The following is a 25,950-nucleotide window of genomic DNA, read 5'->3' on the forward strand; positions in this document are numbered from 1 at the left end:
CAATGAGCGACCGGGTCGCGCTGGTGACCGGCGCCGCGCGGGGGCAGGGTGCGGCGATCGTGGCGCGGTTACGCGCGGACGGGTTCCTGGTCGCCGCATGCGATGTGCTGCCCATCGACATCGCGGACGAGGGTGTTCTTTCGGTCGCGCTCGACGTCACCTCCGAAGACGGGTGGCGCGCCGCGGTCGACGCCGCCGCCGACCGGTTCGGCACGCTGACCACGCTGGTGAACAACGCCGGGGTGCTGCACCGCGCCGCGCTGGCCGACGAAACCCCGCAGGGCTTCGAAAGCAGTTGGCGTGTCAACTGTTTCGGCCCGTTCCTAGGCATCCAGGCCACGCTCGAGCACCTCCGGGCCGCCGACGGCGCGGCAATCGTCAACACCTGCAGCACCGGCGCAATGCGGGCGTTTCCGCATCACGCCGCCTACGGCTCCTCGAAATGGGCGCTGCGCGGGCTGACCCAGATCGCTGCCGCCGAACTGGCGCACGACGACATCCGGGTAAACGCTGTCTTCCCCGGGCCGATCGCGACACCGATGCTCGACGACGCGACCCAGAGCCGGCTCACCGCGTCGTTCGGACGGCTCGGACAACCCGTCGAGGTCGCCGACGCCGTGGCGTTCCTGGCCTCCAATCAGGCGTCGTTCATCACGGGAAGCGAACTTGTCGTGGACGGAGGACAATGCCTGCGCATCGGATGAACCTGTCGGTCGGCATCATCGGCGCCGGGCCGGGCGGGTTGGCGCTGGGAATCCTCCTGCGTAAAGCCGGATTTGACAACTTCACGATTTTCGATCGCGAAGACGGGGTCGGCGGCACCTGGCGCATCAACACCTATCCGGGCCTGGCCTGCGACGTCAAGTCGCACCTGTACTCGTACTCCTTCGACCTCAACGCCGACTGGTCACGGCTGTGGTCGGCACAGCCCGAGATCCTCGAGTACTTCGAGAACTGCGCGCGCCGCTACGAACTAGAACCGCACCTGAAGCTGCACACCGAGATCGTCGCAGCGCATTGGGACGACACCGCAGGCGAATGGCGACTCACCGCCGCCGACGGCCAGACGTACCGGTTCGACATCGCGGTCTCCGCGGTGGGGATGTTCACCCGCTCGGTCATGCCCGAATTGACCGAAGAAGAGCCGTTCACCGGAGCGCTGATGCACACCGCGCGCTGGGACCACTCGGTGGACCTCACCGGCGCCAGGGTGGCGGTGCTGGGCACCGGATCCACCGCGGCACAACTGGTTCCCGAGGTCGCCAAGGTGGCCAAGAAGGTGTACTCGGTGCAACGCTCACCGACATGGGTGCTCCCCAAACCCGACCGGGCCTACTCCGAGCGCGAGAAGTGGGTCTTTCGCCATGTCCCGTTGGCCAAGAAGATCTATCGCACCCGGCTGTGGCTGCGCAGCGAGGCCAACATCTCGGTGATCGAGCACGGCAGCGACAAGACCCGAGAGTTCCGCGACATCGCGCTGCGCGTCCTCGAAGCCACCGTGCCCGACGCCGAACTGCGGGCCAAGATCACCCCCGAGCATCCGCTGGGCTGCAAACGGCTGGTGTTCGCCACCGACTACCTGCAGGCATTGACCCAACCGCACGTCGAGGTGGTCGACAGCCCCGCCCGGTCGCTGCGCGCATGCAGCCTGATCACCGAGGACGGCCGCGAACTCGACGTCGACGTGGTGCTGTGCGCGACCGGCTACGCCGCCGCCGACTACCTGGGCCAACTCGACGTCGTCGGCGAGCACGGGACGACGCTACGGCACACGTGGCGCGACGGCGCGCACGCCTACCTGGGCATGACCGTCCCAAGCTTCCCGAACTTCTTCCTGCTCTACGGCCCGAACACCAACGTCGGCTCCAACAGCGTCATTTTCGTCCTCGAAGCCCAGGCGCACTACGTGGTGAGCGCGCTGAAGTACATGCGGCGCAAACGCAAGCCCTACATCGCGGTCCGACCGTCGACCACGGCGGCGTTTCTCGCCAAGATCGACGAGTGGATGAAGGGCACTGTCTGGCTCACCCGGTGCAGCAACTACTTCCGTGCCCCCAACGGCCGGGTGGTCACCCAGTGGCCCCGCAGCGCCCGCGCGTTCTGGGCGATGACGCGCCGGTTCCGGCCCGCCGACTACACGTTCGATGCGCCGGTGCGATCGAACTCCGCTGCTGCCGAACCGCGTACGGCGGCCAACCGGTAGCCGGGCCGTGAACATCGCCGAGCGTCTCGACCCCGCGCTGCGCCATCTCGCCGGGGCCCGCACCGATCTGACGCCGAGCGTGCTCGGCGTCGTCCGGGATTCGCTGAGCCAGCGCCGCGCCGAAACGGCCCGCGGCGTCGACACCATCGGCGTCGAGGTCGAGAACCGCACGGTGGCGTCGGTCCCGGTGCGGATCTACCGCGCGACGTCGTCCCCGGCACCTGCGCTGATCTACTGCCACTCAGGGGCGTTCGTACTCGGAAACCTCGACACCGACCACCGCCAGTGCGTCGAGTTCGCCAGGCGTGGCTGCTGCACCGTGGTCTCCGTCGACTACCGGCTGGCGCCCGAACACCCGTATCCGGCCGCGCTCGACGACGCGTCGGCGGTGCTGGAGGGTGCGGTGACCAGCGCATCGGTGCTCGGGATCGACTCCGGCCGGCTGGCGGTGGCCGGCAGCAGCGCGGGCGGTGCGCTGGTGGCACGGCTGGCCCAGCGCGCCGCAGTCGGATCCGCCCCGCCCGTGAAATTTCAGCTGCTGCACCAACCCGTGCTCGACGACCGCCCGACACCGTCCAAGCAGGAGTTCGACACCACGCCCGGATTCGACGGCCCGGCCACGGAAGCGATGTGGCGCCACTACCTGGCCGGCCAACTGGTGACCGCCGATGCTGCGCCCGCCCGTGCTGACGAATTATCCGGTATGCCACCAGCTTTCATCAGCTGCTCAGATCTCGACCCGCTGCGCGACGAAGCCATCGACTACGCCACCCGGCTGCTGCGGGCCGGGGTGGCCACGGAGCTGCACGTGTTCGCAGGCACCTGTCACGGCTTCGATTCGCTGCTGCCGGACTGGGAAGTCAGCGAGCAGCTGTTCGCCCTCCAGGGGGCCGCGCTGCGCAGAGCGCTTTGGTGATTTGTGTGCGTTCAGGCGCGCGTGGCGCTCGCGAACGCACACAAATCACGACGCCAGCTCCCTAGCGACCGCGGCGTGGTAGGCGTCGATGTGGGCGGGATTGACGGTGCGGAAGAACCCGTCGGGCAGCGGAGCGTGCTTGTAGGCCTCGACCGTCATCGTCCTGGTGAACAACGTGACGATCGGTCCGGGCCGGGTGAAGTGGTACTGCACCGTGATGCGGCCTTCCATGCCGCCGTTGCCGTCGGCGTCGTGCCCGAGGCGACCGACCGAGTTGAAGACCCACATGCTCGGGCGCATGGCGATGGCCAGATGCCAGGTGAAGATGCGGTCGCCGTCGGGTCCCGACTCGGTCCAGGTGTCACCGACTTTCAGCGGCAGGTCCGCGGGCAGGCCATCGATATGCGCGCTACCGGGGTAGGTCTTCGTCCAGTTGGCGGGGTTGGTGACGAAGTCATAGATCACCTCCGGCGCCTCGGCGAAGGTGGTTTCCGAAGTCGTGGTCACAATACCCATCCGGGTACTTTACAAAAAGGCATTCGAATGTCACGGTGTCTCGGTGGACTTCTCGCACGTGCAGCTGTCCGACGAGGACCGGGCGTTCCGCGACGAACTGCGTAGCTTCCTGAGCACGGTCGTGACCGACGAGGTCATCCGCCGCGACCGCGAGACCGGTGAGAACTTCGACGAGGGCGTGCATCTGGCGCTCGGCGCACGCGGCTATCTGGCCGCCGACTTCAAACCCGAGTCCGAGGGCGGCTTTTCAGCCGTGCGTCGCCGCATCTGGGAGCTGGAGATCGGGCGCGCACACACCCCGTGGTTTCACTGGCCCACCACAGCCATGGTCGCGCACACCGTCGAACAGTTCGCGTCACCGCAACTGCGCGAGGAGGTGCTGCCCAAGGTGCTCACCGGCCACTACCGGCTGTGCCTGGGCTATACCGAACCCGAGGGCGGCTCGGACGTCGCCACCTGCAAGACCCGTGCGGTGCGCGACGGTGAGAGCTGGGTTATTAACGGCGCCAAGATGTTCACCTCCAACGCCCACAACGCCCACTACGTCTTCCTGATCACCAACACCGACCCCGATGCGCCCAAACACCAGAGCCTGACCATGTTCCTGGTGCCGCTGGACAGCCCCGGCGTGGAGATCCAGCCCTTGCGCACCGTCGACGGCGACCGCACCAACATCACCTACTACAGCGACGTGCGCGTCGATGACCGGTACCGCGTCGGCGAGGTCAACGGCGGCTGGGCGGTGCTGCGGCAAGCGCTGAACGCCGAACACGGCACCGTGGAACGCGACGCGCAGGGCCTGCAGAAGCTGGCGACCATGACGGAGCATCTGCTGCTGCTGGGCGAGGCCGTCGACCGGGTCGCGGCGGTGACAAGCGACGACGACGCGGTGCGATACCGGCTGGGCCGCGCGATCGCCCGGATGGAGGCCGCGGCCAGCGCCCCCGAGATGTTCGGCCGAGTCGCGATCGCGCAGACGATGCGCGATATCACACCGGATCTGATGGACATCCTGGGCGCCGCGGCGGCCCTGCCCGTCGACGCCGAGGGCGCCGCCGCCGACGGCGGGGTCGAGTACCTGTTCCGGTTGGCCGTACCCACCGGCATCTACGGCGGCACCCTGGAGGTGTTCCGCAACATGATCGCCCAGCACGTGTTGGGGCTCGGCCGCCCCAACTACTCCCCGCCGGTCAAGCGGCCCGCCTAGAGCGCGGCGATCACCTCGGCGGCCAGCAGCTCCAGCGTCTCATCGGATCCACGGTCGTGGGTGAACAACACGATCTGGCCGAAGCCCAGCTCCTGCAGCTCGCGCAGCCGGTCAACGACGGCCGGCGGTGTGCCTACCAGCCCGCCCTCCTTGAGCCCGAAAGCCGGTAGGCCGAAACGCTTTTCGGCCAGCTGCCGCACCGCGGGCAGCGACGCGTCGTCGGGCGCCAGCGCCATCACAACCTCCACCGACAACACGATCGTCGAGAAATCGCGGCCGACCTCGTCGCAGATCGACCGCAACACCGACGTCTTGTGCGGGAGTTCGCCGAGCGCATAGGTGGGCACGTTCCACACATCGGCATAGCGCGCCACCAACGGCAGCGTGTACTTCTCGCCGACACCGCCCACGACGATCGGCGGGCGCCGCACCGGACCAGGCTTGACCGGGAAGTCGCGCACCTCGAAATGCTTGCCGGCGAAGTCGATCACCTCATTCGCGAACGCCTGGTGCAGGATCTCCAGCGTCTCACCCAGCCGATCGGAGCGTTCCCGAAACGTTCCCCACGCCAACCCGGCCCGGTGGTGCTCATCCTCGATCGACCCGCTGCCGATACCCAGCTGCAGGCGGCCCGCCGAGATCTGATCGAGCGTCGTGGCCATCTTGGCCAGCACCGCGGGATGACGAAACTGGTTGCACAGCACCATATGTCCGATCTCGATGCGTTCTGTGTGGCTGAGCAGTGCTGTTGCCAGCGTCCACGCCTCCAGCGACGGATAGTCCGGAACGCCGGGCCCGTAGAGGTGGTCATAGAGCCACACCGAGTCGATGCCGAGCTGCTCGCAACGCCGGGTGCGGTGCAGGATCTGGTCGTAGGTGAAGCCCATCTGCGGTAAATACACGCCGATCTCCGGCTTGGTCATCGAAACCGTTCCCATCGTCAGATCCTGTACATTCGGCTGCCCGCATGGTAACGACATTCTCAGAAATCAAGAAGACGGTTCTAGAGCGGAGCACCTCTATGCGGTTCGCGTTCACGCATCCGATGCACAGCCATCCGTACAACCCGGAGTTGGTGACCGGTTCGGGGATCGCGGCGGTGGCCGCGGCCGCCGAGAAGGCCGGCTTCGACGGGTTCGGGTTCACCGACCACCCTGCACCCACCGAGCGGTGGCTGCAGGCCGGCGGACACGACGCCGTCGATCCGTTCGTGGCGATGGGTTTCGCTGCCGCCACGACGACGACATTGCGGCTGATCCCCAACATCGTGGTGCTGCCGTACCGCAACCCGTTCGTGGTGGCCAAAGCGGGCGCCACGCTGGATCTGCTGTCGGAAGGCCGGTTCACGCTCGCGGTCGGGGTGGGATATCTCAAGCGGGAGTTCGCCGCGCTGGGGGTCGAGTTCGACGAACGTGCCGCGCTGTTCGAAGAGGCGCTGGAAGTCATCCGCGGGATCTGGACCACCGACGACTTCTCGTATGCGGGCCGCCACTTCACCGCCGACGGCATAACGGCGCACCCGCGTCCGGTCAGCGACCCGCATCCGCCGATCTGGATCGGCGGCAACACCGCGGCGGCCCGCAGGCGGGTGGCCGCCTTCGGTGACGGGTGGTGTCCGTTCGCCGCGCCGGCCATGCTGGCGCGCACGGCACGCACCGCGGAGCTGGACGCCGACGGGCTGGCCGCCGGCGTCGACGATCTGCGCAGGCGGTTCGACGAGGCGGGCCGGGACTTCTCGACCGTCGACGTCACGTTCACCAACGCCGACGGCGGCACTCCCGGCAGCGACGGCTTCAATGCCGACGCCTACCTCTCCGGGCTGGAAAAACTTGCCGCCGTGGGGGTTACCTGGGTGCAGGTCGGGCTGCCCGGCGACAGCCTGGCCCATGTGCTCGACACCGTCGAGGAGTTCGGGAGATCGGTGATCGCCGCCGGGTGAGCCTACGCGCGTCGATCAGGTTCCTGTGGGGCGTGCCGCGGGCTGAGGCAGTTCGGCGAACACGTCGATGCGCTCGCCGTCGAAGCTGAAAAACCCTTTGACGGGCAGGGTTTCGGGCGGCGGGTCGTCGTAGCTGAAGGCCACGTCGTCGACGACCTCATCGCCGATCACCGCCGACCAGTAGGTGGCGTAGCCCTTGTAGTTGCAGTAGCTGGTGGTGTCGGAGCGCCGCAGCAGATCGGTGCGCACCTGTTCCGGATCGACGTAGAGACGGGTCTGCACGGCGGTCTCGAACACGATCACCGTGTCGGCAGTGTCGACGAGCGTAGTGTCGGCGACGGTGACGCGTAGCCGCCGGTCGGTCGGGCGGCAGTCGACGCGGTGATACGGGTTGGGCGGGTAGTGCACGAGCCGGCGCCCTTCCTCCAGCCAGGTGTCCACGGCGTCCCATGGCACCCGCACGTATCCGGGCGCCTCCGAAACCGGCTCGCGCGGAAGCTCGCCGACCTTCTCGACCGGGAACGCGTAGCTCAGCGGATGACCGCGTCGGTGCACCAGCAGCACCCGTTCGGTGTCGATGACGGCCCGGCCGTCGCGCAGACCCTGCACGCGGCGCGGGTGCGGCTCGACATAGACCACCTCGGGCAGCGGGGGAGAGAACCATCCGGCGGGATCCGTGCTCAACGGACCGCGCCCGGCGACCAGACTCATGGACACCACTCTGACACGAACGAGCCGTCGAAACGGTACTCCCGCACACACTTACCCGGTTTCGACACGAGATCACGGCGAACCTCGTAGCCTTTACAGATCAGCGTAAAAATGTCACGCTCTATGTGTGCCGCCCGCACGCGATGGACTGATCGGATAGGACTGACATGGCGACCCGACCCATCACCGCGCCCGACAAGGTCGACGAGGCCGCAAAGGAAGCCGAACGCCACCAGCTCACCGTGGTGGCCGCCAGCGTCGCCGATCTGGTTGCGGCGTCGGGCGGCTGGATCTATGACCGGGCCAGCGCCGGCTGGACCGTCAACGTGCTGGTCGATACCGACGACGTGCGGGCGCTGACGATCCTTGGCGCCACCCCGATTTCGGCCCTGGACCCCTCGGCGGGCGGCGCGTTGGCGGTCAGCGCCGACCTGCTGCGCAGCGACGCGGAACTACGTGAGAAGGTGCTGGCGCTGTGGAACTCCGCGGCCGCCGAGGTGACGGTGTGGGGGCAGTCCTGGCCTGATGAACTGGGCCGTCGCATCGATCCGCAGCAGCACCGGCTCAGCGTCGCGGCGCGGGCGTTCAAGGCGCACGCGTTGGCTGCCGCGCGGGTGCCGCACCGGGGTGTCGGCGCCACCGAAACCCTGTACGACCTCGGGGCCGAAGCGTTTCGGCCGGTGTACCCGGTTTAGCGGATCCAGCCGCGGCGGCGCAGCCACCAGTCACGCGCGACGAAGGCGACGATGAGCGCCGCGAAGCCGATGAGGAAGATGTCCTCGACGCGACCGACGTGGTTGCCGTGCATCATGATCAGCAGAAACGCGGCCGCCAACAGCCCGCCGATGTGGATGACCTTCGGGTTCTCCTTCGACCAGCCCCATTCGGCCGACGGCACATCCTCGACGTCAACATCGTTGGCGCCGGTACGTCGCTCAAGCTCGGTGCTGGGCACGGCTGCTCCTTAACGGTCGGTCTTCGGTGCTAGCCGACATTCTGGCATAGGCCTACTACACGCCGCCGTAGGGTGAGTCCTCATGACATCCCAGTTCGACGGCAAGGTCGCGTTCATCACCGGTGCGGCGCGGGGTCAGGGCCGCGCGCACGCCGTCCGGTTCGCCGAGGAAGGTGCCGACATCATCGCGGTTGACCTGTGCGAGCAACTCGACAGCGTCGAATATCCGATGCCCACCCCGGAGGATCTCGACGAGACCGTCAACCTCGTGGAGAAGACCGGGCGGCGCATCGTGGCCGAACACGGTGACGTCCGCGACTTCGCGCGGTTGAAACAGATCGTCGACCGCGGCGTCGCCGAATTCGGGCGCATCGACTTCGTGCTCGCCAACGCCGGCATCTTCCCGGCGATCGGGGACCGGCGCAACGAGATGGCGTCGTTCATCGACGCCGTCGACATCATGCTCAAGGGCGTGTACTACACGGTCGAGGCGGCGCTGCCGGCCCTGCTGGGCCACGGGGACGGCGGCGTCGTGGTCATCACCAGTTCAGCGGCCGGGCTCAAGTCCGTCAGCTCTGGCTACGACACCATGAGCCACGGTGCGGCCGGCTACACCGCGGCCAAACACGGCGTCGTCGGCCTGATGCGCCACTATGCGAACTCGTTGGCGGCCAAGAACATCCGCGTCAACTCCGTGCATCCCGGCGGCGTGGCGACACCGATGATCCTCAACGAGGCCGCCGGTCGCTTCGTCGAGGAGCACGCCGGGTTCGGCGCCGCGCAACAACCGCTGCTGCCGGTCCCACCGGTGGAACCCGAGGCGATCAGCGATGCGATGGTCTACCTGTGCGGAGACACCGGCCGGTACCTGACCGGGGTGACGCTGCCCGTCGACGGCGGTCTGACCGCCAAATAGGAGAAGCGGCATGGAGTTCTGGTCCGGCACGGCCTTCATGAAGACGTCGGAGACCGTCGCGGTGGCGCAGATGTTCGACGAGGCCGGTTACGACGGCATCGTGTGTTCGGATCACCTCATCTATCCGCGTGAGCTGTCGTCGCCGTACCCAGACTCGCCGACCGGCAAGCCGATGTGGGGCTCCGGAGACGGCGTGGCCGGACTGCTGGGTGCTGATCGGCGCGATGGCGGCGGTGACGCGGCGGCTGCGGTTCTCCGGCAGGCACTATGAGGTGCCCGAGATGATGATCGAACCGCATCCGGCGCACCCGGTGCCGATCCTGTGCGGCGGGGAGTCGGAGGCGGCGCTGCGCCGGGCTGCGCGGTTGTGCGACGGCTGGGTCGGCTACGCCTATCTATTGGATGACGCGATGGCCTACGTCAACAGGCTCAACGAGTTGCGCCGCGAATACGGCCGGCAGGACGAGCCGTTCGAGATCATCCTGGCGCTGCCCGACACGCCGTCACCGGATCTGTACAAGCGTGCCGAGGATTTGGGCATCACCGCGGTGATGTGCAGTCCGTGGGCAGGGCTGGACCTGCCCACGGGAGACGTCGAGCGGTTCCGCGCACCGATCGAACGGTTCGCCGAGAACGTCATCCAGAAGGTGCGCACATGAGTTTTCAGGCCGACGAAATCCGCGAACTGGTGGAGGGTCTGTACGGCGCGATCGACAGGCGCGCCTGGTCGACGCTCGAGGAACTCGTGTCACCGCGGGTGGTCGTCGAAGTCGGCAGCGCCGGGCCGATCGGATGGGACGCGTGGCTGACCCAGCTGCGGGAGTTCAGCGAGGCGTTTCCCGACGGCCGCCACGTCATCGAGGAAGTGCTCGTCGACGGGTCCCACGGGGTGTCGCGCTGCCGGTTCGAGGCGACGCACCGCGGCGATTTCCGCGGTATCGCGCCGACGGGCAACCAGGTGTCGGTCGCGGGGATCCACATCGACCGCTTCCAGGGCGACGCGCTGGTGGCCCATCGCGGGCAGCTCGACATGCACGGGCTGCTACAGCAGCTCTAGTCGCGCACCCTTCCGGCCGCGAGCAGCAGACGCAGAAGCGTGTGGAAACGGGGCCTTTGACCCCCTGCTCTGTCTGCTCGTGGATGTGAAGACAGGGCACAATGGATCGGTGAGCAACAGACAGCGGGTGCTGCTGCTGGGCAGTACCGGCTCGATCGGCACCCAGGCGCTGGAGGTCATCGCCGCCAACCCCGACCGATTCGAGGTCGTCGGGCTGGCAGCCGGCGGCGGCAGCCCGGACCTGCTGGCCCGGCAGCGCGCCGGGACCGGGGTGACCAACATCGCCGTCGCCGACCTCGCCGCGGCCGAGCGCGTCGGTGACGTCACCTACGCCGGGCCGGACGCCGCCACCCAACTGGTCGAGAACACCGAAGCCGACGTCGTGCTCAACGCGCTCGTCGGCGCCCTGGGGCTCAAACCCACCCTGGCGGCATTGGCCTCCGGCGCCCGGCTGGCGCTGGCCAACAAGGAGTCGCTGGTCGCCGGCGGCCCGCTGGTGCTCAAGGCCGCCGCACCCGGACAGATCGTGCCGGTGGACTCCGAGCACTCCGCGATGGCCCAGTGCCTGCGCGGCGGCACCCACGCCGAGGTCGCGAAAATCGTGCTCACCGCGTCGGGCGGCCCGTTTCGCGGCTGGACCGCCGAGCAGCTCGAAACCGTCACCCCCGAACAGGCTGGCGCCCACCCCACCTGGTCGATGGGCCCGATGAACACCCTGAACTCGGCGTCGCTGGTCAACAAGGGCCTGGAACTGATCGAGACGCACCTGCTCTTCGGCGTGCCGTACGACCGCATCGAGGTGGTCGTGCACCCGCAGTCGATCGTGCATTCGATGGTGACGTTCACCGACGGCTCCACGCTGGCTCAGGCCAGCCCACCCGATATGAAGCTGCCGATCGCGCTGGCGCTGGGCTGGCCGTCGCGGGTACCCGGCGCGGCGCTGGCCTGCGATTTCACCACCGCATCGAGGTGGGACTTCGAACCGCTGGACGATTCGGTGTTTCCGGCCGTCGACCTGGCCCGGCGCGCCGGCGCGAAAGGCGGTTGTCTGACCGCGGTATACAACGCCGCCAACGAAGAGGCTGCCGCCGCGTTTCTGGACGGGCGGATCGCGTTTCCGGGCATCGTGCGCACCATCGACGACGTGCTGCGCGGTGCCGACGAATGGACGGGTGAACCCGCTACCGTGGATGAGGTACTTGACGCCCAACGGTGGGCACGGGACCGGGCACGCAGCGCGGTCGAACGAGAGGTTGTCGCCACCAGATGATGTTCGTAGTCGGTGTCGTGCTGTTCGCGTTGGCCATCCTGGTGTCGGTGGCCCTGCACGAATGCGGGCACATGTGGGTGGCGCGCGCCACCGGGATGAAGGTGCGCCGCTACTTCGTCGGGTTCGGCCCCACGTTGTGGTCCACGCGGCGGCCCAACAAGCTCGGCGAAACCGAGTACGGCGTCAAGGCGGTCCCGCTCGGCGGCTTCTGTGACATCGCGGGCATGACCGCGGTCGAGGAACTGGGGCCCGACGAGCACGAGCGCGCCATGTACAAGCAGAAGACGTGGAAGCGTACGGCGGTGCTGGCGGCTGGGCCCGCAATGAACTTCGTCATCGGCCTGGTCCTGATCTACGGCATCGCCGTCGTGTGGGGGCTGCCCAACCTGCATCCGCCCACCACCGCCGTCGTCGGTGAAACCGGTTGTGTGGCAGCCGAAGTCACCAAGGGTGAGCTCGGCGACTGCACCGGCCCCGGACCCGCCGCCCTGGCGGGCATCCAAGGCGGCGACACGATCGTCGCGGTCGGCGACACCCCGGTGGCCAACTTCACCGAAATGGCCGCCGCGGTGCGCGAACAGAGTGGGCCGACGCAGCTGACCGTGCAGCGTGACCAGGACGGCCAGACGCGCGAGTTCACCACCGTCGTCGACGTCACCCAGACGCAGCGCTGGACCGCCGACGGCGAGGACGGGCCGGCCACGGTCGGGGCCATCGGGGTCAGCGCCGCGCAGTTCGGCCCGACCCACCACAACCTGCTCTCCGCAGTACCGGCGACGTTTGCGTTCACCGGCGATCTGACCGTCGAACTGGGCAAGGCGCTGGCCAAGATCCCCACCAAGGTGGGCGCGCTGATGCACTCCATCGGCGGCGGCGAACGCGATCCGGAAACCCCGATCAGCGTCGTCGGCGCCAGCATCATCGGTGGTGACACCGTGGATGCCGGGTTGTGGGTGGCGTTCTGGTTCTTCCTGGCGCAGTTGAACTTCGTGCTCGGTGCGATCAACCTCGTTCCGCTGCTGCCATTTGACGGAGGTCACATCGCGATCGCGGTTTACGAGAAGATCCGCAACATGATCCGGTCGGCGCGCGGCATGGTGGCGGGGGCTCCGGTGAACTATCTCAAGCTCATGCCCGCGACTTACGTAGTCTTGGTGGTGGTGGTCGGCTACATGCTGCTGACCGTGACCGCAGACCTGGTCAACCCGATCAGGCTCTTCCAGTAGGAGAGAAACACGTGACTTCCGCCGTCGGCGTCGGTCTCGGAATGCCGGGACTGCCCGCCCCGACGTTGGCGCCGCGGCGCAAGACCCGCCAGTTGATGGTGGGCGACGTCGGGATCGGCAGCGATTATCCGATCGCTGTGCAGTCGATGACCACGACCAAGACCCACGACGTCAACGCGACCCTGCAACAGATCGCCGAGTTGACCGCGACCGGCTGCGACATCGTCCGGGTGGCCTGCCCGCGTCAGGAAGACGCCGACGCGCTGGCCGAAATCGCCACGCACAGCCAGCTCCCGGTGATCGCCGACATCCACTTCCAGCCCAAGTACATCTTCGCCGCGATCGACGCCGGCTGCGCGGCCGTGCGGGTGAACCCCGGCAACATCAAGGAATTCGACGGCCGCGTCGGGGAGGTCGCCAAGGCCGCGGGCGCGGCGGGGATCCCGATCCGGATCGGCGTCAACGCCGGATCGCTGGACAAGCGCTTCATGGAGAAGTACGGCAAGGCCACCCCGGAGGCGCTGGTCGAGTCCGCGCTGTGGGAGGCCTCGCTGTTCGAGGAACACGGCTTCGGCGACATCAAGATCAGCGTCAAGCACAACGACCCGGTCGTCATGGTCGCCGCCTACGAGCAGCTGGCCGCCCAGTGTGACTACCCGCTGCACCTCGGGGTGACCGAAGCGGGCCCGGCGTTTCAGGGCACCATCAAGTCCGCCGTGGCGTTCGGTGCGCTGCTGTCACGCGGGATCGGCGACACGATCCGGGTTTCGCTGTCCGCGCCGCCGGCCGAAGAGGTCAAGGTCGGCAACCAGATTCTGGAGTCGCTGAACCTGCGGCCGCGCTCGCTGGAGATCGTGTCGTGCCCGTCGTGCGGGCGCGCGCAGGTCGACGTCTACAAGCTGGCCAACGAGGTGACGGCCGGGCTCGATGGGCTCGATGTGCCGCTGCGCGTCGCGGTGATGGGCTGCGTCGTCAACGGTCCGGGCGAAGCCCGTGAGGCCGACCTGGGCGTCGCATCCGGCAACGGCAAGGGGCAGATCTTCGTCAAGGGCGAGGTGATCAAGACGGTCCCCGAGGCACAGATCGTCGAAACCCTGATCGAGGAGGCGATGCGGTTGGCCTCGGAACTGGGCGAGGCAGCCGGGGAAGCCGATGGCGGCGGCGAAACAACTGCGAGCGGTTCGCCGATTGTCACCGTAAGCTGAACGTGGCTCCGCCAGCGCAGCCACCCACCGCCGGGATTGGTTAGAAAGAGTCTCCATGTCGGCTCCGCCGCTGTTTCGTCTCGCAGAGGATCGACGGGTGTCGGTGGCGCGCGACGTCGGCGCGGTGATGCAAGTGCTCGACGAGGATCCAGTCGGATCCTGCATGGTCACCGCGCGGGTCGCCGAACACGGTGTGGAGCCCGCGGCGATCGGCGGCGAACTCTGGACGCGGCGACGGGTGAACGAATCCCTGTGTTTCGCCGGTGCCAACCTCATTCCGCTGCGCGGTCAGATGACCGATCTGGAGGCGTTCGCCGACAAGGCGACCAGCACGGCGCGGCGCTGTTCGTCGTTGGTGGGTCGCGCCGAGTTGGTGCTGCCGATGTGGCAACGCCTCGAGCGCACCTGGGGTACGGCCCGCGATGTGCGTGAACACCAGCCGTTGATGGCGTTGAGCACGTCGCCGCGGTGCGCCACCGATCCGGCTGTGCGGCCGGTGCGCGCCGACGAACTCGACGCATACCTGGTGGCCGCCATCGACATGTTCATCGGCGAGGTAGGTATCGACCCACGGATCGGCGACGGTGGACGCGGCTACCGGCGTCGGGTGGCCGGGCTGATCGCCGCGGGCCGGGCATGGGCGCGTTTTGACCGCGGCCAAGTGGTGTTCAAGGCCGAAGTCGGTTCGCAATCACCGTCGGTGGGACAGATCCAGGGCGTGTGGGTGCACCCCGACTACCGCGGCCGCGGGCTGGGCACGGCGGGCACCGCGACGCTGGCGTCGGCGATTGTGCGCAGTGGTCGAATCGCCAGCCTGTACGTCAACAGCTTCAACACCGTGGCCCGCGCGACGTACGCGCGCATCGGCTTCGTCGAGGTCGGTACGTTCGCCACGGTGCTGCTCGACTGAGAACGTTCTCGTTACGCTCAGACCATGACCGACGTGGACCCGAGGGTGGTGCGCAGAGAGATCGCCGATGCGCTGATGCGTGCGCTCGAACACCGTCACGAGTTGCTCGACGTCATCGTCGAGGCCGAGGACTACGACGCGGCCATCGAGGCCATCGCCGCGCACCTCGGCACGTCGGCCATGGCCGCCGAAGCGGTGTTGCGGCTATCGTTCGACCGACTCACCAAGGTGGCGCGGCGCAGAATCACCGCCGAACTCGAGGATCTCAACAACCAGCTCAGCTTCACCATGGGTGAACCGGTCCGTCCGGTCGACACCATGGTGCTGCGTCCGTTCAACCCCGATGAGGACCGCGACGTGTTCGCGGCGCGCACCGCCGATGTGCGGGAGGCTGGGGACGGGTCGCGTGCACCCGCCGGTGATCTCGACGAGGAGATCCGGGCCGGGCTGTGCCGCGTCAACGCCGAAGAGGCCGCGTGGCTGGTGGCCGTGCACGGGCCGCGCAAGGTCGGCATGGTGTTCGGCGACCTGGTATCCGGTGAAGTCAACGTGCGGATCTGGATTCACCCCGAGCACCGCAAGCAGGGCTACGGCACCGCCGCGCTGCGCAAGTCGCGTACCGAGATGGCGGCCTACTTCCCGGCGGTGCCGCTGGTGGTGCGCGCCCCGGCCGCGGGGTCCTAGCGGAGCGCCGAGACCGACGCTTTGGTCGATTTCGCGCGCGCTTTTCCGCCAAAATGTCGGTTTCGGCGACAGGCTGGAGCGCGCCTACGGGACGTTTAGGTCTCGGCTTCGTAACATCTGCCCCAATGGCAACTTCAGTATCACGCGTAGCGGGTCTCCTTGCGGCCGCGGCTTTGGTCGTCGGCCTCGTGGGGTGTACACCCCGGCCAGCCGGCCCCGAGTCGACCGCCGAAAAGTTCTTCGCCGCGCTGGCCACCGGCGATACCACCGCCGCCGCGGAGTTCAGCGACCATCCCGCCCAGGCACGCCAAGCGCTCAACGAAGGCTGGGCTGGGCTGCAGGCCACGCATCTGGACACCCAGATCCTGGGCTCCAAGTACACCGAGGACACCGGCAGCATCACCTACCGCTACACCTGGCACCTGCCCAAAGACCGGACCTGGACCTACGACGGCCAGCTCAACATGGTGCGCGACGAAGGCCGCTGGAAGGTGCGCTGGAGCGCGACCGGGCTGCACCCGTCACTCGGAGAGAACCAGAGCTTCACGCTGCGCGCCGACCAACCACCGCGCGCGTCGGTCATCGAACGCAGCGGCACCGAAGTGCTGGTGCCCGGCTACCGCTACAGCTACGCGCTGGACGCCAAGGCGGCAGGGGAGGCGTTGATGCCGACCGCCCGCGTCGTCGCCGAGGCGCTGCACCCCTTCGACCACACCATGGACCCGCAGCGGCTTGCCGAGTTGGCCAGCTCGTCGAAAGAGCCGCTGCACCTGATGATCCTGGCTCAGGCCGACCACGACCGGGTCAAAGGCGCCATCGGGGCGCGCCCGGGTGTGGTGATCACCCCGCAGGCCGCGTTGTTGCCCACCGACGAAAAGTTCGCGCCGGCCATCATCAACCAGGTCCGGTACGCGGTGCAGGGCGAACTTGACGGGCAGGCGGGCTGGCGCGTGGTCACCGTCAACCAGAACGGGGTCGACGTCGACGTGCTGCACGAGGTGCCGGGTGAACCGGCGCCGTCGATCAGGATCAGCCTCGACCGGGTCGTGCAGGACGCCGCGCAGCAGGCCGTCAACACCACCGGCAAGCAGGCCATGATCGTGGCACTGCAACCGTCCACCGGTGAGATTCTGGCGGTGGCGCAGAACGCCGCGGCCGACGCCGAGGGCTTGATCGCCACGATGGGGCTGTATCCGCCCGGTTCGACGTTCAAGATGGTCACCGCGGGCGCGGCCATCGAACGCGATATGGCCACGCCCAACACGCTGCTGCCGTGCCCGGGGACCATGGACATCGGGCACCGCTCTGTTCCCAACTACGGCGGCTTCGACCTGGGCACCGTGCCGATGTCGCGGGCGTTCGCGAGTTCGTGCAACACCACGTTCGCCGAACTGGCCAGCCGGATGCCGCCGCGCGGGTTGACCAAAGCAGCCGCCAAATACGGCATCGGCGCCGACTTCGACATCGAGGGGCTGACCACCGTGACCGGTTCGGTGCCGCCGACGGTGAACCTGGCCGAACGTACCGAGGACGGCTTCGGCCAAGGCAAGGTGTTGGCCAGCCCGTTCGGCATGGCGCTGGCCGCAGCGACGGTCGCGGCCGGCAGAACCCCTGTGCCGCAGCTGATCCAGGGCCGCCCCACCGAGGTCAACGGAGACCTGGAGCCGATCAGCGACAAGATCCTCGACGGGCTGCGGCCGATGATGCGGCTGGTGGTGACCAACGGCACGGCCGAAGGTCTGCAGGGCGCCGGTGACGTGCGGGGCAAGACCGGTGAGGCGGAGTTCGCGGGCGGATCGCATTCCTGGTTCGCCGGCTACCGCGGCGACCTGGCGTTCGCGGCGCTGATCGTCGGCGGGGGATCCTCGGAGTACGCGGTGCGGATGCTCAAGGGCATGCTCGACGGACTGCCTGCGCACTATCAAGCCTGAGTAGCCTGTCGGAAGGGCTATGACAGGGATCGACGACCACGCCTTCATGCGGGTATCCGACGCCGACCGCAGCGGCACGCTGCGTCGGCTGCACAACGCCGTCGCGCTGGGGCTCATCGATATCGACGAGTTCGAAGAGCGCTCGGCGGCCGTCGCGCAGGCTCGACTGCACTCCGACCTCGAAGCGCTGGTCGACGACCTGCCCGGACCCGGTGCGATCGTCACCTCGGCCACCGACCGGGTGGAGCTGCGCGGGGTGCTGGGCTCACTGAAGCGCCACGGCGAGTGGACGGTGCCGACCCGGCTGGCGCTGCGCCGCCGGATGGGGTCGATCGATCTGGACCTGACCAGGGCACGGTTCGCCGGCCCGATGGTCGTCGTCGAGCTCGACCTCAGGTTCGGCGGGCTGGACCTGCGGCTGCCCGACGGCGCCAGCGCGTCGATCGACGACGTCGAGGTGCTCGTCGGCAGCGCGCGCGACCACCGCAGGGACGCGCCCGCCGAGGGCAGACCGCATGTCGTACTCACCGGCAAGGTGGTGTGCGGATCGGTCGACATCCGCGGGCCGCGGCGACCGTGGCGGTTCGGCCCGTTCGACCGTTAGCGCCGAAACAGCTGGGAACCAATGCGCGCCAACCGGTCCCAGCCGGCCGGGCGGGCGACCAGCTTGCCGATCAGCAGCGTGACGCCTCCAGGCAGGCCTGCTTACCGCGCAGCGTGCCCATCATCGGCTGGCTCAACACGGTGTTCTCGCACCACAGCGCCTCATGTTTGGCCAGGTCGGGGCTGCGCCAGGCGTCGGCGAAGCGCTCGGCGAACCTGGCGGCGAACTGGGCGTCCACCTCGTCGATCGTCATCGCCACCGAATTTAACCGGACGCTCCGACTATTCTGGCGTCATGCCCGTTCGCACCGCTCTTCGCCCCGGCGAGGTGTCACCGACCCTGCCGGTGCCCAAACACATCGCCCGCCCGGAGTACGTGGGCATGCAGACGGCGCGCGAGGGCAGCGAACCGTGGGTGCAGACCCCGGAGGTGATCGAGAACATGCGCATCGCCGGCCGCATCGCCGCCGGTGCGCTGGCCGAGGCCGGCAAGGCCGTCGCCCCCGGTGTGACCACCGACGAACTGGACCGCGTCGCCCACGAGTACATGGTCGACCACGACGCCTACCCGTCCACCCTGGGCTACAAGGGCTACCCGAAGTCGTGCTGCACGTCGCTGAACGAGGTCATCTGCCACGGCATCCCGGACTCGACTGTCATCGAGGACGGCGACATCGTCAACATCGACGTCACCGCCTATATCCACGGGGTGCACGGCGACACCAACGCCACCTTCTTGGCCGGCGACGTCGCCGAGGAGCACCGCCTGCTCGTCGAACGCACCCGCGAGGCCACCATGCGCGCGATCAAGGCCGTCAAACCGGGCCGGCAGCTGTCGGTGGTCGGCCGGGTCATCGAATCGTATGCAAACCGGTTCGGCTACAACGTGGTTCGTGATTTCACCGGCCACGGCATCGGCACCACCTTCCACAACGGTCTGGTGGTGTTGCACTACGACCAGCCCGCCGTGGAGACCGTGCTGGAACCCGGGATGACGTTCACCATCGAGCCGATGATCAACCTAGGCGGGCTGGACTACGAGATCTGGGACGACGGCTGGACCGTGGCGACCAAAGACAGGAAGTGGACCGCGCAGTTCGAGCACACGCTGGTGGTCACCGACGACGGCGCCGAAATCCTGACGCAGTTGTGACCGCCTTCCCGCGAGCAGACGCAGAAGCGTGCGAATTCGACGCGGATAGCAACCCGCTGCGTCTGCTCGCGCAAGAAAAATGAGCGGCGCGCTGCTGGTGGCCGGCACCACATCGGATGCCGGCAAGTCGATGGTCGTCGCGGGGCTGTGCCGGCTGTTGTACCGCAAGGGCATCCGCGTCGCGCCGTTCAAGGCGCAGAACATGTCCAACAACTCGGCGGTCACCGTCGACGGCGGCGAGATCGGGCGCGCGCAGGCGGCGCAGGCCCGCGCCGCAGGTCTGGCCCCGCACACCCGGTTCAACCCGATCCTGCTCAAGCCGGGCAGCGACCGCACCTCACAGCTGGTGGTGCGCGGCCAGGTGACCGACACCGTCAGCGCCAGGGACTATTTCACCCATCGCGAACGGCTCGCAGGCGTGGTGGTCGAGGGAATGCGGCAGCTGCAAAGCGAATTCGACGCGGTGATCTGCGAAGGCGCCGGTTCGCCGGCCGAGATTAACCTGCGGGCAACCGATCTGGCCAACATGGGGCTGGCCAGGGCGGCGAACCTGCCGGTCGTGGTGGTCGGCGATATCGACCGCGGCGGTTTGCTGGCCCATCTGTACGGCACGGTCGCGGTGCTCGACGGCGCCGACCAACGGCTCATCGCCGGGTTCGTGGTCAACAAGTTCCGCGGCGACCCCGCGTTGCTGGCCCCAGGCCTGGATCAGTTGCAGCAGTTGACCGGTCGGCCGACCTACGGCGTCATCCCGTATGCCGACGGGCTGTGGCTGGACACCGAGGACTCCGTCTCGGTGCTGGCGCGTCAGGTGCTCGGGGATCCGCAACCGCCGCGCGGCATGCAGTGGCTGCGGGTCGGCGTGATCCGGTTGCCGCGCATCTCCAACTCCACCGACGTCGAGGCGCTGGCGTGTGAACCCGGCGTGCTGGTGCGCTGGGTCGCCGATCCCGCCGACTTGGCCGACACCGACGTGATCGTCATCCCGGGCAGCAAGGCCACCGTCGCCGACCTGGACTGGCTGCGCCGACGCGGGCTGGCCGGGCCCATCAGCGCGCACGCCGAAGCCGGTAAGCCGGTGCTGGGGGTGTGCGGTGGCTTTCAGATGCTGTGCCGACGCATCGACGATGCCGTGGAGTCGGGGGAGGGCGCGGTCAGCGGTTTGGGTCTGCTCGACGCCGACATCGTGTTCGCACCCGACAAGACCCTGCGCCACCACGACGCTCCGCTACACGGCTATGAGATCCACCACGGCCGCCTCACCCGCTGTGCCGCCGACGACTGGCTGGGCGGTACGAACCCCGTGGGGGTGCGGCGCGACATGGTGTTCGGCACCCACTGGCACGGGCTGCTCGACAACAACGACGTTCGGCGGCAATGGCTTTCGGAGGTGGCGGTGGCCGCGGGCCGGACGGGGTTCGTGGTCGCCGACGATGTCGACGTCCGTGCGCGCCGCGATGCCCAACTCGATGTGATGGCCGATCTGCTGGCCGCCCACCTCGACGTCGACGCCGTGCTGGATCTGCTCGACGGTGACCCGCCGCCCCGCCCGACGATCACCGCGAAGCTGGCACCGTGACACGGCGCGTCGTCGCAGCGGCCGTCGTCGCCGTGACCCTGGCCGGGTGCGCACATCACATCGCAGGCACCCCGACGTGGCCTGGCGCCCGGCTGGACAAGGTGCTGCTGAGCGCCGCCGACTTTCCGCCCGGTGTGCAGTACGAGCGCATCACCGAGGGCGCCGGCGAGCCCGAGGGCGGGCTTACCGCGCCGTCCATGGTGTCCAAACCGGCGGGCTGCTCCGACGGTCTGACCCGGGTGATCGCCGACTCCGGTGAGCGCGGCCCGGGCAGTGCCGCGGAATACCTCGTCGGCTACGACGGCGCCCGGATGGTGATCACGGTGCTGACCTGGCCGCTGGATCTGGACCGGCTGGCCGCCACCGCCGAGCGCTGCGCGCGTTTCGAGACGTTCTTCGACCCGTCGGAGCCGGGCATACCGATCACCACCACCAAGGTGGCGGCGCCGCGTGCGCAGGCGTTGGTGTACCAGCAGACGATGCGCCTCGGCGACGTCGACAACAGCGTCTACTTCTCGTTCGAGAACGTCGGCCCGATGGCGGTTTTCGGTGTCGCCTTTCCCACCCCCAACCCGACGGTGCCGGTCAAAGGTCCGCTGCCGCAGACTTTTCTGGATCTGACAACCAAACAGGCGCAGCGCATCGAAGCGGCATGACCCAGCTGTTCGTCCACAGCAAAACCCGCCCGTGGCCGCGCTACCCGCGCTAGCGTGGCCCAGTGCCGTCCTCCATGGTCACCGTCGACGGGTTCAGCGTGCCCGTCCTGGTCTCCGGCCCCGACAAGGGGTCGGTGGTGCTGCTGTTGTGCGCTGCCCATCACTCGCCCACGGCGTACGAGGCGGTGTGTCAACGGCTGCACACCGCGTCGCTGCGGACCATCGTCGTCGGCGCCGATCCGCGGCTGACGGCCAAGTCGGTGATCGGGATCCTCGACGCGCTCGGCGTGAAGTGGGCGCTGCTGGTGGGGGACCGCGTCGGCGGCGAGTTGGCCTGGGAGCTTGCCGCCACCCGGCTGGACCGGTTCATCGGGCTGGTGGTGATCGACCGCGGCCACCCGTGCGTCGCCGACGTGTCCGGGGTGGTGCGCGACGAGCACTGCCCGCCGGTGGAGCTCAACACCACCGCACTGGTCAGCTCGGCGCCCTCGCGGTCGGTGACCCGGGCCAGCCAGCGCTACGTGTACGGCGACTTCCGGATCGTCGACCTGCTGGGCCGGCGCAACGCCGAGGACTCGACCGCGCAGTTGGCCGCCGAGATCGTGATGCGCTCCAGCACCTGGTAACCATCAGGGGGTGGGTGATTCCTCCGGCGTCCACGCCGACGGCAGCGCGGGGCTGCCCGGGAACAGGAAGTCGACGAAAGCCTTTGCGGTGGGCTGGGGCTCATGGTTTGCCAGCCCCGGACGCTCGTTGGCCTCGATGAACACGTAATCCGGCTTGGTCACGTCGGGCACGAGCAGATCGACGCCGGTCACCGGGATGCCGATCGCGTCGGCGGCCGTGACCGCCACCTCGCACAGATGCGGGTGAACCTTGGCCGTCACGTCGTGGATCGTGCCGCCCTGGTGCAGGTTCGCAGCCCGCCGCACCCGCAACCGCTGTCCTTCGGTCAGCACGTCGTCAAACGACCATCCCGCCTCCCGCACCGTCGCTTCGGTGATGTCGTCGATGGGGATACGGGATTCACCGCCGGTGGCCGCGGCACGGCGTCGGCTCTGGGCCTCGATCAGTTCCTGGATGGTGTGGTGACCGGTGCCGAGGATCTCGGCGGGCATCCGCAGCGCGGCGGCCACCACCTTGCCGTCGATGACCACCAGCCGCAGATCGTCACCGGGCGCGCGCTGCTCGATCAGCACCTCGGGATGCTGTTCACGGGCACGCGCCAGCGCGGCTTCCAGTTCGGCCACGGTGTCGATGCCGACGGTGATGCCCTTGCCCTGCTCGCCGCGGGTGGGCTTGACCACCACGTCGCCGACCTCCTCGAGGAAGGCGTGATCTCGTTCGTCGAAGCTCGCTAGGCGTCCGCGGGACACGATGATTCCGGCGTCGGACACCAGGCGCCGGGTCAGCCGTTTGTCGTCGCAGCGCGCCATCGCCACCGCAGATGTGAACTCCGACAAGGACTCTCGTGTGATCACGGCGCGCCCGCCGTGCGACAGCCGCATCTCACCGGCCTCGGCGTCGAGCACCTCCACCCAGATTCCGCGGCGCATGGCCTCGTCGGCGATGATCCGCGCGTAGGGGTTGAGGTCGTCGACGGTCTCGGGCGGGTGGGTGAACAACGGCTCGTTGATGGCGTTCTTGCGTTTGACCGCCATGACGGGGACGCGTTCGAAGCCCAGCTTCTCGTACAGCGCGATCGCGGCGTCGTTGTCGTGCGCGACCGACAGGTCCATGTAGGCCCGGCCGCGGTCGCGATACAGCGTGGCCAGCGCCCCGGTCAGCGCGGCGCCGACGCCCGGAAGACTGGACGTGGGGTCGACGGCCAGGGTCCACAGGCTGGAGCCGTCCTCCGGGTCGGAGAACAACCGCTTGTGGTCGACACCGGTGACCGTGCCCACCACCGACCCGTCGTCGTCGCGCACGGCGAGCAGATAGTCGACGGCCGGCTGGTGCCGGTGGTTGTTCCAGATGACGTCGACCCGGGCGGGGACCATGCCGCACTGGACGTAGACACGGTTCATATCGTCGGCGTCCTCGGGGCTCTCCAGCCCGCGCAGGCTGAACCCGTTGAAGACCGGTTCGGGCGGCTCGAGCTCGGCGAAGCGCAACCGGTAGGTGTGGCTGGGGTCGATGAACAACTCGGCTGGCGCCTTGGCGATGAGCACATGCGGTTCACGCGCGTAGATGCAGATGTCGCGCCGACCGGGGCCTTCCTGGCGCAACACCTCGGCGAGCTTTTCGGGCTTGGCGAACGTCTGGCCGAACACCAATCGGCCCCAACCCATCTCGACGACGACATCGCTGGCCATGGCGTCGACCAGGTGTTGTGGCGAGGCGTCGTGCAGGCCGAGCGTGATGGCTTCGGTGTGGTCCTCGCTGTGCTGCTGCGCGGCGTTGTTGTCCAGCCCGGTCATGCCGCGGCCCCGTTGATGCCGTGTTTCTGCAGCCACAGCTCCAGCAGCGCGATCTGCCACAACTCGTTGCCGCGCAGCGGGGTCAGCCGTCCGTTCGGGTCGGCCAGCAGCCGGTCCACGGACTCGGGTCGGAACAGCCCGCGTTCCTTGGCTGCGGGCGCGTAGAGCGCGTCGCGGATCAGGTCCAGGTACGGCCCCTCGAGGTGCGTCAGCGCCGGCACCGGGAAATACCCCTTGGGGCGGTCGATGACGTCGGCGGGAATCACCCGGCGGGCAGCCTGCTTGAGCACCCCCTTGCCGCCGTGCGCGGTCTTCAACTCGGGCGGGCAGGTGGCGGCGAGCTCGACGAGTTCGTGGTCCAAGAACGGCACCCGGCCTTCCAGACCCCAGGCCATCGTCATGTTGTCGACACGTTTGACCGGGTCGTCGACCAGCATCACCGTGGTGTCCAGCCGCAGCGCCCTGTCGATGCCGGTCTCGGCGCCGTCGCGCCCGAAGTGCTCGGCGACGAAGGCGCCGCTCGGGTCGCCGTCGGCGAAAAAGGCCGGGGTCACCAGCGCGGCGATCCCGCCGGGATCGCGGTCGAAGAACGCTTGGCGGTAGCGGTCCACCGAACCCTGCAGCGGCTCGGCTTCGGGCTCTCCCATCGGCGGGTACCAGTGGTAGCCGGCGAACACCTCGTCGGCGCCCTGCCCGGACTGCACCACCTTGACGTGCTTGGCGACTTCCTGGCTCAGCAGATAGAACGCGACGCAGTCGTGGCTGATCATCGGTTCGCTCATCGCGCCGATCGCGCCGTCGAGCGCGGGCAGCATCCGTGCGGTGTCGATGCGGATCTGGTGATGGTCGGTGTCGAAGCGTTTGGCGACGACGTCGGAGTAGCGGAACTCGTCACCTTTGACCCCGCCCACCGATTCGAACCCGATGGAGAACGTCGCCAGCCCGTGCTGGCCGGCTTCGGCCAGCAGGCCGACGATGAGGCTGGAGTCCACGCCGCCCGAGAGCAGACACCCCACCGGCACGTCGGCGACCAGGCGGCGGTCGACGGCGACGCGCAGCGACTCCAGAACCGCGTCCTCCCAGTCGCGTTCGGACCAGTCGGCGCGGTCGGCACGCCGGGTGAAGTCCGGTGTCCAGTACGTCGTCGTTTTCGTGGTGCCGTCGGGTTCGATCGCCACCAGGGTCGCGGGCGGCACCTTCGTCACGCCGCGCAGGATCGTGCGCGGCGGCGGGACGACGGAATGGAAGCTCAGGTAGTGGTGCAGGGCGACGGGGTCGATGCGGGTGTCGACCTCACCGCCCGCCAGCAGCGCGGGCAGCGACGACGCGAATCGGATGCGCGCCGAGTTCTCGGTCAGGTACAGCGGTTTGATGCCGAGGCGGTCGCGGCCGAGCAGCACCCGGCCGCTGTCGTGTTCGGCGATCGCGAACGCGAACATGCCGTGCAGGCGTTCGACGAACCGGTCACCCCATCGGTGGTAGGCCTTGAGCAGCACCTCGGTGTCGCTGTGCGAGAAGAAGCGGTAGCCGTGCTCGCTGAGCTCGCGGCGCAGCTGCTTGTAGTTGTAGATGCAGCCGTTCCAGGCGATCGAGAGCCCCAGCTCGCCGTCGACCATCGGTTGGCCGCCGGCTGCCGAAAGGTCGATGATCTTCAGGCGGCGATGCCCGAACGCCACTCTGCCCTGGGACCATGCTCCCGCAGCGTCAGGCCCCCGGGGTGCCATCGTCTGGGCCATGGCCGAGACGGCGGCAATGTCGGGTGTCTGGCCGTCGAGACGTACCTCGCCGGTGGCTCCGCACACGTATTCGACCCTACCCGTTGCACGCCAGTTCCTAACGCCTGCGTCGGATGCCGTCGCACCGTCGGCGCCGTTCTCTGGCGCTTTGTCGCCC

At 68.3% G+C, this 25,950-nt stretch carries 26 protein-coding genes and 1 pseudogene; 20 read left to right on the plus strand and 7 right to left on the minus strand.

What is annotated here, in order from left to right; genetic code table 11:
* Positions 1–2 precede the first annotated feature (2 nt).
* From ABQF13_RS01470 to ABQF13_RS01480, 3 genes are read left to right on the plus strand one after another with little or no spacing between them, the layout of a single operon-like run.
* Entirely contained in the window at positions 3–704 is a 702-nt protein-coding gene (locus ABQF13_RS01470; protein WP_448390888.1) for an SDR family NAD(P)-dependent oxidoreductase, read from the plus strand.
* Complete coding sequence (locus tag ABQF13_RS01475) at positions 686–2,203, plus strand: flavin-containing monooxygenase (RefSeq protein WP_448390889.1); 1,518 nt, start codon at positions 686–688, stop codon at positions 2,201–2,203. Before ABQF13_RS01470 ends, ABQF13_RS01475 begins: the two co-directional genes overlap by 19 nt.
* A 7-nt stretch (positions 2,204–2,210) precedes the next feature.
* The gene (locus ABQF13_RS01480) at positions 2,211–3,119 is read left to right on the plus strand and encodes an alpha/beta hydrolase (RefSeq protein ID WP_448390890.1); all 909 of its coding nucleotides are present in this window, start codon (positions 2,211–2,213) and stop codon (positions 3,117–3,119) included.
* 45 nt (positions 3,120–3,164) lie between these two features.
* Here the strand turns inward: ABQF13_RS01480 and ABQF13_RS01485 are convergent, their stop codons facing one another.
* Positions 3,165–3,635 carry an SRPBCC family protein gene (locus ABQF13_RS01485; RefSeq protein WP_448390891.1) on the minus strand — a complete coding sequence of 157 codons (471 nt, stop codon included), beginning with the start codon at positions 3,633–3,635 and terminating at the stop codon, positions 3,165–3,167.
* Positions 3,636–3,678: 43 nt separating this feature from the next.
* On the opposite strand from ABQF13_RS01485, the gene ABQF13_RS01490 reads away from it, so the two are divergent.
* Positions 3,679–4,842 carry an acyl-CoA dehydrogenase family protein gene (locus tag ABQF13_RS01490; RefSeq protein ID WP_448390893.1) on the plus strand — a complete coding sequence of 388 codons (1,164 nt, stop codon included), beginning with the start codon at positions 3,679–3,681 and terminating at the stop codon, positions 4,840–4,842.
* Here the strand turns inward: ABQF13_RS01490 and ABQF13_RS01495 are convergent.
* Positions 4,839–5,765, minus strand: coding sequence for an LLM class flavin-dependent oxidoreductase (locus ABQF13_RS01495; RefSeq protein ID WP_448391369.1), 927 nt, complete (start codon positions 5,763–5,765; stop codon positions 4,839–4,841). The two genes, ABQF13_RS01490 and ABQF13_RS01495, sit on opposite strands and share 4 nt — an antisense overlap.
* Positions 5,766–5,863: 98 nt before the next feature.
* On the opposite strand from ABQF13_RS01495, the gene ABQF13_RS01500 reads away from it, so the two are divergent.
* A complete protein-coding gene (locus ABQF13_RS01500) occupies positions 5,864–6,781 on the plus strand; it encodes an LLM class F420-dependent oxidoreductase (RefSeq protein WP_448390894.1) in 918 nt (305 codons plus the stop codon).
* Between the two features lie 15 nt (positions 6,782–6,796).
* On the opposite strand, the gene ABQF13_RS01505 is transcribed toward ABQF13_RS01500, so the two are convergent.
* Positions 6,797–7,492 carry a DUF427 domain-containing protein gene (locus tag ABQF13_RS01505; protein WP_448390895.1) on the minus strand — a complete coding sequence of 232 codons (696 nt, stop codon included), beginning with the start codon at positions 7,490–7,492 and terminating at the stop codon, positions 6,797–6,799.
* A 167-nt stretch (positions 7,493–7,659) separates the two neighbouring features.
* Here ABQF13_RS01505 and ABQF13_RS01510 point away from each other — a divergent pair, with 167 nt between their 5' ends.
* Positions 7,660–8,187: a hypothetical protein gene (locus ABQF13_RS01510; RefSeq protein WP_448390896.1), complete on the plus strand. Its 528-nt coding sequence runs from the start codon at positions 7,660–7,662 to the stop codon at positions 8,185–8,187.
* On the opposite strand, the gene ABQF13_RS01515 is transcribed toward ABQF13_RS01510, so the two are convergent.
* A complete protein-coding gene (locus ABQF13_RS01515; protein WP_448390897.1) occupies positions 8,184–8,447 on the minus strand; it encodes a DUF2631 domain-containing protein in 264 nt (87 codons plus the stop codon). The two genes, ABQF13_RS01510 and ABQF13_RS01515, sit on opposite strands and share 4 nt — an antisense overlap.
* A gap of 82 nt (positions 8,448–8,529) precedes the next feature.
* On the opposite strand from ABQF13_RS01515, the gene ABQF13_RS01520 reads away from it, so the two are divergent.
* From ABQF13_RS01520 to ABQF13_RS01565, 10 genes and pseudogenes are all read left to right on the plus strand, one after another.
* Entirely contained in the window at positions 8,530–9,363 is an 834-nt protein-coding gene (locus ABQF13_RS01520; RefSeq protein ID WP_448390899.1) for a mycofactocin-coupled SDR family oxidoreductase, read from the plus strand.
* 10 nt (positions 9,364–9,373) lie between these two features.
* Positions 9,374–10,022 (plus strand): annotated as a pseudogene (locus ABQF13_RS01525) (LLM class flavin-dependent oxidoreductase).
* Positions 10,019–10,420: an ester cyclase gene (locus ABQF13_RS01530; protein WP_448390900.1), complete on the plus strand. Its 402-nt coding sequence runs from the start codon at positions 10,019–10,021 to the stop codon at positions 10,418–10,420. Before ABQF13_RS01525 ends, ABQF13_RS01530 begins: the two are co-directional and overlap by 4 nt.
* 109 nt (positions 10,421–10,529) lie before the next feature.
* A complete protein-coding gene (dxr, locus tag ABQF13_RS01535; RefSeq protein ID WP_448390902.1) occupies positions 10,530–11,690 on the plus strand; it encodes a 1-deoxy-D-xylulose-5-phosphate reductoisomerase in 1,161 nt (386 codons plus the stop codon).
* Entirely contained in the window at positions 11,687–12,916 is a 1,230-nt protein-coding gene (locus ABQF13_RS01540; RefSeq protein WP_448390903.1) for a M50 family metallopeptidase, read from the plus strand. The genes dxr and ABQF13_RS01540 overlap by 4 nt, the downstream gene beginning before the upstream one ends.
* A 41-nt stretch (positions 12,917–12,957) precedes the next feature.
* Positions 12,958–14,121 (plus strand): flavodoxin-dependent (E)-4-hydroxy-3-methylbut-2-enyl-diphosphate synthase, encoded by a 1,164-nt coding sequence (gene ispG, locus ABQF13_RS01545; protein WP_448391370.1) that lies wholly within the window; start codon positions 12,958–12,960, stop codon positions 14,119–14,121.
* 55 nt (positions 14,122–14,176) lie between these two features.
* A complete protein-coding gene (locus ABQF13_RS01550; protein WP_448390904.1) occupies positions 14,177–15,031 on the plus strand; it encodes a GNAT family N-acetyltransferase in 855 nt (284 codons plus the stop codon).
* Between the two features lie 24 nt (positions 15,032–15,055).
* A complete protein-coding gene (locus ABQF13_RS01555) occupies positions 15,056–15,715 on the plus strand; it encodes a GNAT family N-acetyltransferase (protein ID WP_448390905.1) in 660 nt (219 codons plus the stop codon).
* 125 nt (positions 15,716–15,840) lie between these two features.
* Positions 15,841–17,646, plus strand: coding sequence for a penicillin-binding transpeptidase domain-containing protein (locus ABQF13_RS01560; protein WP_448390906.1), 1,806 nt, complete (start codon positions 15,841–15,843; stop codon positions 17,644–17,646).
* Between the two features lie 19 nt (positions 17,647–17,665).
* Positions 17,666–18,250 carry a DUF1707 SHOCT-like domain-containing protein gene (locus tag ABQF13_RS01565; protein WP_448390908.1) on the plus strand — a complete coding sequence of 195 codons (585 nt, stop codon included), beginning with the start codon at positions 17,666–17,668 and terminating at the stop codon, positions 18,248–18,250.
* A 70-nt stretch (positions 18,251–18,320) separates the two neighbouring features.
* Here ABQF13_RS01565 and ABQF13_RS01570 read toward each other — a convergent pair whose 3' ends face one another.
* Entirely contained in the window at positions 18,321–18,503 is a 183-nt protein-coding gene (locus ABQF13_RS01570) for a Cif family virulence factor (RefSeq protein WP_448390909.1), read from the minus strand.
* A gap of 41 nt (positions 18,504–18,544) precedes the next feature.
* On the opposite strand from ABQF13_RS01570, the gene map reads away from it, so the two are divergent.
* From map to ABQF13_RS01590, 4 genes are all read left to right on the plus strand, one after another.
* Positions 18,545–19,402, plus strand: coding sequence for a type I methionyl aminopeptidase (gene map, locus ABQF13_RS01575; protein WP_448390910.1), 858 nt, complete (start codon positions 18,545–18,547; stop codon positions 19,400–19,402).
* A gap of 79 nt (positions 19,403–19,481) precedes the next feature.
* Positions 19,482–20,981 carry a cobyric acid synthase gene (locus tag ABQF13_RS01580; protein ID WP_448390912.1) on the plus strand — a complete coding sequence of 500 codons (1,500 nt, stop codon included), beginning with the start codon at positions 19,482–19,484 and terminating at the stop codon, positions 20,979–20,981.
* On the plus strand, positions 20,978–21,637 hold the full coding sequence (locus ABQF13_RS01585) for a hypothetical protein (protein ID WP_448390913.1): 660 nt from the start codon (positions 20,978–20,980) through the stop codon (positions 21,635–21,637). Before ABQF13_RS01580 ends, ABQF13_RS01585 begins: the two co-directional genes overlap by 4 nt.
* Positions 21,638–21,711: 74 nt before the next feature.
* The gene (locus ABQF13_RS01590) at positions 21,712–22,263 is read left to right on the plus strand and encodes an alpha/beta fold hydrolase (RefSeq protein WP_448391371.1); all 552 of its coding nucleotides are present in this window, start codon (positions 21,712–21,714) and stop codon (positions 22,261–22,263) included.
* A 3-nt stretch (positions 22,264–22,266) separates the two neighbouring features.
* Here the strand turns inward: ABQF13_RS01590 and ngg are convergent, their stop codons facing one another.
* Positions 22,267–24,057, minus strand: coding sequence for an N-acetylglutaminylglutamine synthetase (ngg, locus tag ABQF13_RS01595; protein WP_448390914.1), 1,791 nt, complete (start codon positions 24,055–24,057; stop codon positions 22,267–22,269).
* Positions 24,054–25,859, minus strand: a complete 1,806-nt coding sequence (locus tag ABQF13_RS01600; protein WP_448390915.1) for an N-acetylglutaminylglutamine amidotransferase — start codon at positions 25,857–25,859, stop codon at positions 24,054–24,056. Before ABQF13_RS01600 ends, ngg begins: the two co-directional genes overlap by 4 nt.
* Between the last annotated feature and the right edge of the window lie 91 nt (positions 25,860–25,950).

It is taken from the genome of Mycolicibacterium sp. XJ879 (assembly GCF_053483935.1).